Origin of the sequence: Pseudomonas entomophila (genome assembly GCF_029193575.1) — a bacterium.
GTDB lineage: Bacteria > Pseudomonadota > Gammaproteobacteria > Pseudomonadales > Pseudomonadaceae > Aquipseudomonas > Aquipseudomonas entomophila_G.
In genome coordinates this window covers 1-4,288 of sequence record NZ_JARGCS010000005.1, presented here as the reverse complement: position 1 = coordinate 4,288, position 4,288 = coordinate 1, and the positions used below count along the sequence as shown (strand labels likewise).

The window sequence follows — 4,288 nt, the reverse complement described above, 5'->3', positions numbered from 1 at the left end:
GCTACGACGCCGGCGCCGACGGTACGACCGCCTTCACGGATGGCGAAGCGCAGACCGTCTTCCATTGCGATGGTCTTGATCAGGGTGACAGTCATCTGAATGTTGTCACCTGGCATTACCATCTCAACGCCTTCCGGCAGTTCGCAGTTACCGGTCACGTCAGTGGTACGGAAGTAGAACTGAGGACGGTAGCCTTTGAAGAACGGAGTGTGACGACCGCCTTCTTCTTTCGACAGAACGTAGACTTCTGCGGTGAACTTGGTGTGCGGCTTGACCGAACCTGGCTTGACCAGAACCTGGCCACGCTCAACGTCGTCACGCTTGGTGCCACGCAGCAGGACGCCGCAGTTCTCGCCAGCACGACCTTCGTCCAGCAGCTTGCGGAACATCTCAACGCCGGTGCAGGTGGTGGTGGTGGTGTCACGCAGACCAACGATTTCCAGCGGATCCTGGACCTTGACGATACCGCGCTCGATACGGCCGGTAACAACGGTACCGCGACCCGAGATCGAGAACACGTCTTCGATCGGCATCAGGAACGGCTGGTCGATCGCACGAACTGGCTCAGGGATGTAGGCATCCAGAGTTTCTACCAGCTTCTTGACAGCGGTAGTGCCCATTTCGTTGTCGTCTTTGCCTTCCAGGGCCATACGCGCCGAACCAATGATGATCGGGGTGTCGTCGCCTGGGAAGTCGTAGGTGGACAGCAGGTCGCGAACTTCCATCTCGACCAGTTCCAGCAGCTCAGCGTCGTCTACCAGGTCAGCCTTGTTCAGGAAGACCACGATGTACGGAACGCCTACCTGACGGGACAGCAGGATGTGCTCACGGGTTTGCGGCATCGGACCGTCGGCGGCCGAGCAAACCAGGATCGCGCCGTCCATCTGGGCAGCACCGGTGATCATGTTCTTCACGTAGTCAGCGTGACCTGGGCAGTCGACGTGAGCGTAGTGACGAATGTTCGAGTTGTACTCGACGTGAGCGGTGTTGATGGTGATACCGCGCGCTTTTTCTTCCGGAGCCGAGTCGATCTTGTCGAACTCAACGACTGCCGAACCGAATACTTCGGAGCAGACGCGAGTCAGAGCTGCGGTCAGAGTGGTCTTACCGTGGTCAACGTGGCCGATGGTGCCGACGTTAACGTGGGGAAGGGAACGATCAAACTTTTCCTTAGCCATCGATACAGTCCTCCGCAGAAGAAATAGTCACTACGCTGATAAAACAAAGGCAGATATTTTCATATCTGCCTTGTTTGTATGGAGCTCTTGAGCGGACTTGAACCGCTGACCTCACCCTTACCAAGGGTGTGCTCTACCAACTGAGCTACAAGAGCGAAACACATTGCGCAAAAACAGCAGACTTGGAGCGGGTAGCGGGAATCGAACCCGCATCATCAGCTTGGAAGGCTGAGGTTCTACCACTAAACTATACCCGCGGAGCCTGCAGCTCTCGCTAAAACTGGTGGAGGGAGAAGGATTCGAACCTTCGAAGCTCTCGCAACGGATTTACAGTCCGTCCCCTTTGGCCGCTCGGGAATCCCTCCTGCTTCGTGGGGCGCATTCTCTGCTCTTCCCACCTTACTGTCAAGCTTTTTCTCAATTAAATCTTGAGGTTAGCTACTGCGACAGCTGCTTACAGCACTACCACCTCAGCGGCGTTCCCTGTGAAGCGGGCGCCATTCTATCAAGCTATTCGGCAGTTGCAATACCTTCGCATAAAATAATTTTATGTTTTAAGTCTTTGAAATCCTTGGAAAGAGTGGCGAGCACCGAAGCATCCAGCAAACGCTCGCTTTCAGGCGCAACCTGCAGCCAGAGACCGTCCGCACCAGGCAACTGACCTGCTAATGGCTGAGTCTCGATATCCAGGCTTAACAGGCGTTGACGCAAAGCGTTCACCTGCTCCTGGACCATCAAACCACCCACGACCAGGCATTCATCCCTGCGCCTGGCCGGCGCATTGGCGCCGGTCTCCCGCAACAATCGGATCTCCTGCTGGTTTCCCTTATAGAGGGAAAGCGGAGCGACCTCCTTGACCCTGAGTGGCGCCTCCTGCTGGTGCCAGACGTAGTACACGACGTTGAGCACCAACAGCAGCAGAAACAACCAACGCATAGGCACCTCAACTCAATGGACAGGCCATAGCCAGACCGACGAACACCAGATCAGGCACAACGCGCGCCATGGGAGCAGCCACCTGCACCAACGGCGCATCCCCCCCCGTGAGAAAGACACTGAAATCATCCCCCCAGAGGCTCCGCGCCTGTTCAATCTGGGTACGAGCAAACCCCTGCAGCATAAGCACACACCCACGCTCTACAGCCTCGACGGTAGAACGCCCTGGCGCCAAGCTGCTTAGCGCGCGCTCCGCAGAAGGATCGTCGTAACGGATGCGCCGAGTGTGAGTGCGCAGTTGGCTGCGCATCAATGGCATGCCGGGGCAGATGTAGCCCCCCAGATGCTGACCGTCTTGGGCGACGAAGTCAGCCTTGGCTGCCGTGCCAAAATCCATGACCAGGCATGCGCCCTTGGCCAGATGGAATGCACCGAGCGCCGCCAACCAACGATCCATGCCTAATCGCTGGTGATCTTCATAGCCATTGCGCACACCCGCCATTTCCGCGGCCGGACGCGCAACCCGAACCGTAACGCCAAATGCTTCATCAAGAAGCAAGCACAGCGCCTCAGTCTCCTCCTCGCTACGCACGCTCACCATCCGAGCACCGCTTAGCCGCGCAGCATGCAAGGCACCGACCTGCACCAGCAGCGCCTGGTCAGAGTCGACAAAGCCACCACCAACGATGGTCGCATCACTGGCATGAATCACACGCCACTTGATAAAGCTGTTACCGCAATCGAGCTCAAGAATCATCACGCAACCTCAGACTGAGCTCACCACCACTGAAGCTCTTTTCCACACCATCGACCTCCAGCCGTAAGCCGCCCTGCCCATCGACCCCCAGCACAGCACCATCGATGCGAGTGTTCCCCGCAATAAGCGATACCTTTCGCGCCTGCCATAGATGAGCTTGCTCCCACTCCTCCTGGAACGCGGCAAAACCATATCGCCGATGCCGAGCCAACTCATGCTGGAGCTGCTGATTGAGCAGCGACACCAGGCGGTTGCGATCAATCAACACGCCCGCCTCCAGCTTCATCGAAGTCCAATGTTGATCGACCTGGTCGTTGGACTGCATGTTCACATTGATACCGATACCCAGCACGACGTGACAGACATCGGCGGGATCCCCCACCAACTCAAGAAGAATGCCGGCAATCTTACGCTCACCAACCAACACGTCGTTTGGCCACTTCAAGCCGACGCCGCTGACACCAAAGGCCTGAAGAGCCCGCATCACGGCGAGCCCAACCACCAGACTCAAGCCTTCGAGCTGGCGCATGCCGCCCTCCACCCGCAGGACGAGGCTGTAATAGAGGTTTTCAGCAAACGGACTGACCCACTGACGCCCGCGGCGACCACGCCCGGCGCTCTGGCGCTCGGCCAACACCAGGAACGGCGCAGCCAGCCCCTCGGCAATACGACGCAAGGCTTCGGCATTGGTCGAGTCAATCGACTCATGGATAAAAAGAGGCCATTGCTCAGCCTGGGAAGACTCGGCGATTGATTGAGGCTCGAGCAATGTCAGTGGCGCGGAAAGCTGATATCCACGACCACGCACCTTGTGAATAACAAGGTTGAGGTCGCTTTCCAGGTGCTGCAGTTGCTTCCATACGGCACTGCGACTCACCCCAAGGGCCTCCCCCAAGGCTTGCCCGGAATGGAACCGACCATCCTTGAGGAGATTCAACAACTTCAACATGCCAGTCTCGACTTGGAATTAGGCTGGCATGATAGCCATGGGCCGAGGGATTGCATAGGAAAAGGGCAGCGAGCAGCCACCGCCGAGCGACCGAAACCTCTCGCCACCATCACCATGAGCGCACCGTCTTTTCCCACGCGCAAAGACAAAACCCCTACCTGCTCGCGCAGATAGGGGTTTTGCGAAATGAATCTTGACGATGACCTACTCTCACATGGGGAAACCCCACACTACCATCGGCGATGCATCGTTTCACTGCTGAGTTCGGGATGGGATCAGGTGGTTCCAATGCTCTATGGTCGTCAAGAAATTCTGTAGCCAGAATGTCCTGTTGGACAGCCCAGCGAATTCGGATATGTGAATTTGTGGTCTTACGAATCTTCGGCTCTTTCGTCTTCACCACCACAATTCGGCGTCTGACGCTCAAATTGCTTGGGTGTTATATGGTCAAGCCTCACGGGCAATTAG

At 57.0% G+C, this 4,288-nt stretch carries 4 protein-coding genes, 3 tRNA genes and 1 rRNA gene; all 8 read right to left on the bottom strand.

The genetic code is table 11. The annotated features are described in order from the left end of the window. A partial coding sequence (gene tuf / locus P0Y43_RS00690; protein WP_275635371.1) for an elongation factor Tu occupies nucleotides 1-1,178 on the bottom strand: 1,178 nt, incomplete at its 3' end. Nucleotides 1,179-1,257: 79 nt separating this feature from the next. Beyond that, a tRNA-Thr gene (locus P0Y43_RS00685) sits at nucleotides 1,258-1,333 on the bottom strand. 28 nt (nucleotides 1,334-1,361) lie between these two features. Next, nucleotides 1,362-1,435, bottom strand: a tRNA-Gly gene (locus P0Y43_RS00680). A gap of 24 nt (nucleotides 1,436-1,459) precedes the next feature. Next, nucleotides 1,460-1,543, bottom strand: a tRNA-Tyr gene (locus P0Y43_RS00675). Between the two features lie 145 nt (nucleotides 1,544-1,688). Continuing rightward, complete coding sequence (locus tag P0Y43_RS00670; protein WP_275635370.1) at nucleotides 1,689-2,114, bottom strand: hypothetical protein; 426 nt, start codon at nucleotides 2,112-2,114, stop codon at nucleotides 1,689-1,691. A 7-nt stretch (nucleotides 2,115-2,121) separates the two neighbouring features. Beyond that, the gene (locus tag P0Y43_RS00665; protein ID WP_275635369.1) at nucleotides 2,122-2,871 is read right to left on the bottom strand and encodes a pantothenate kinase; all 750 of its coding nucleotides are present in this window, start codon (nucleotides 2,869-2,871) and stop codon (nucleotides 2,122-2,124) included. Further along, a complete protein-coding gene (birA, locus tag P0Y43_RS00660) occupies nucleotides 2,861-3,820 on the bottom strand; it encodes a bifunctional biotin--[acetyl-CoA-carboxylase] ligase/biotin operon repressor BirA (protein ID WP_275635368.1) in 960 nt (319 codons plus the stop codon). Before birA ends, P0Y43_RS00665 begins: the two co-directional genes overlap by 11 nt. 191 nt (nucleotides 3,821-4,011) lie before the next feature. Next, nucleotides 4,012-4,127, bottom strand: a 5S ribosomal RNA gene (rrf, locus tag P0Y43_RS00655). Nucleotides 4,128-4,288 lie beyond the last annotated feature (161 nt).

What these genes read in the sequence shown, in the direction of transcription:
- P0Y43_RS00670 (WP_275635370.1), bottom strand. Translation starts at nt 2,114, where the DNA reads ATGCGTTGGTTGTTTCTGCTGCTGTTGGTGCTCAACGTCGTGTACTAC.
- P0Y43_RS00665 (WP_275635369.1), bottom strand. Translation starts at nt 2,871, where the DNA reads ATGATTCTTGAGCTCGATTGCGGTAACAGCTTTATCAAGTGGCGTGTG.
- birA (WP_275635368.1), bottom strand. Translation starts at nt 3,820, where the DNA reads ATGTTGAAGTTGTTGAATCTCCTCAAGGATGGTCGGTTCCATTCCGGG.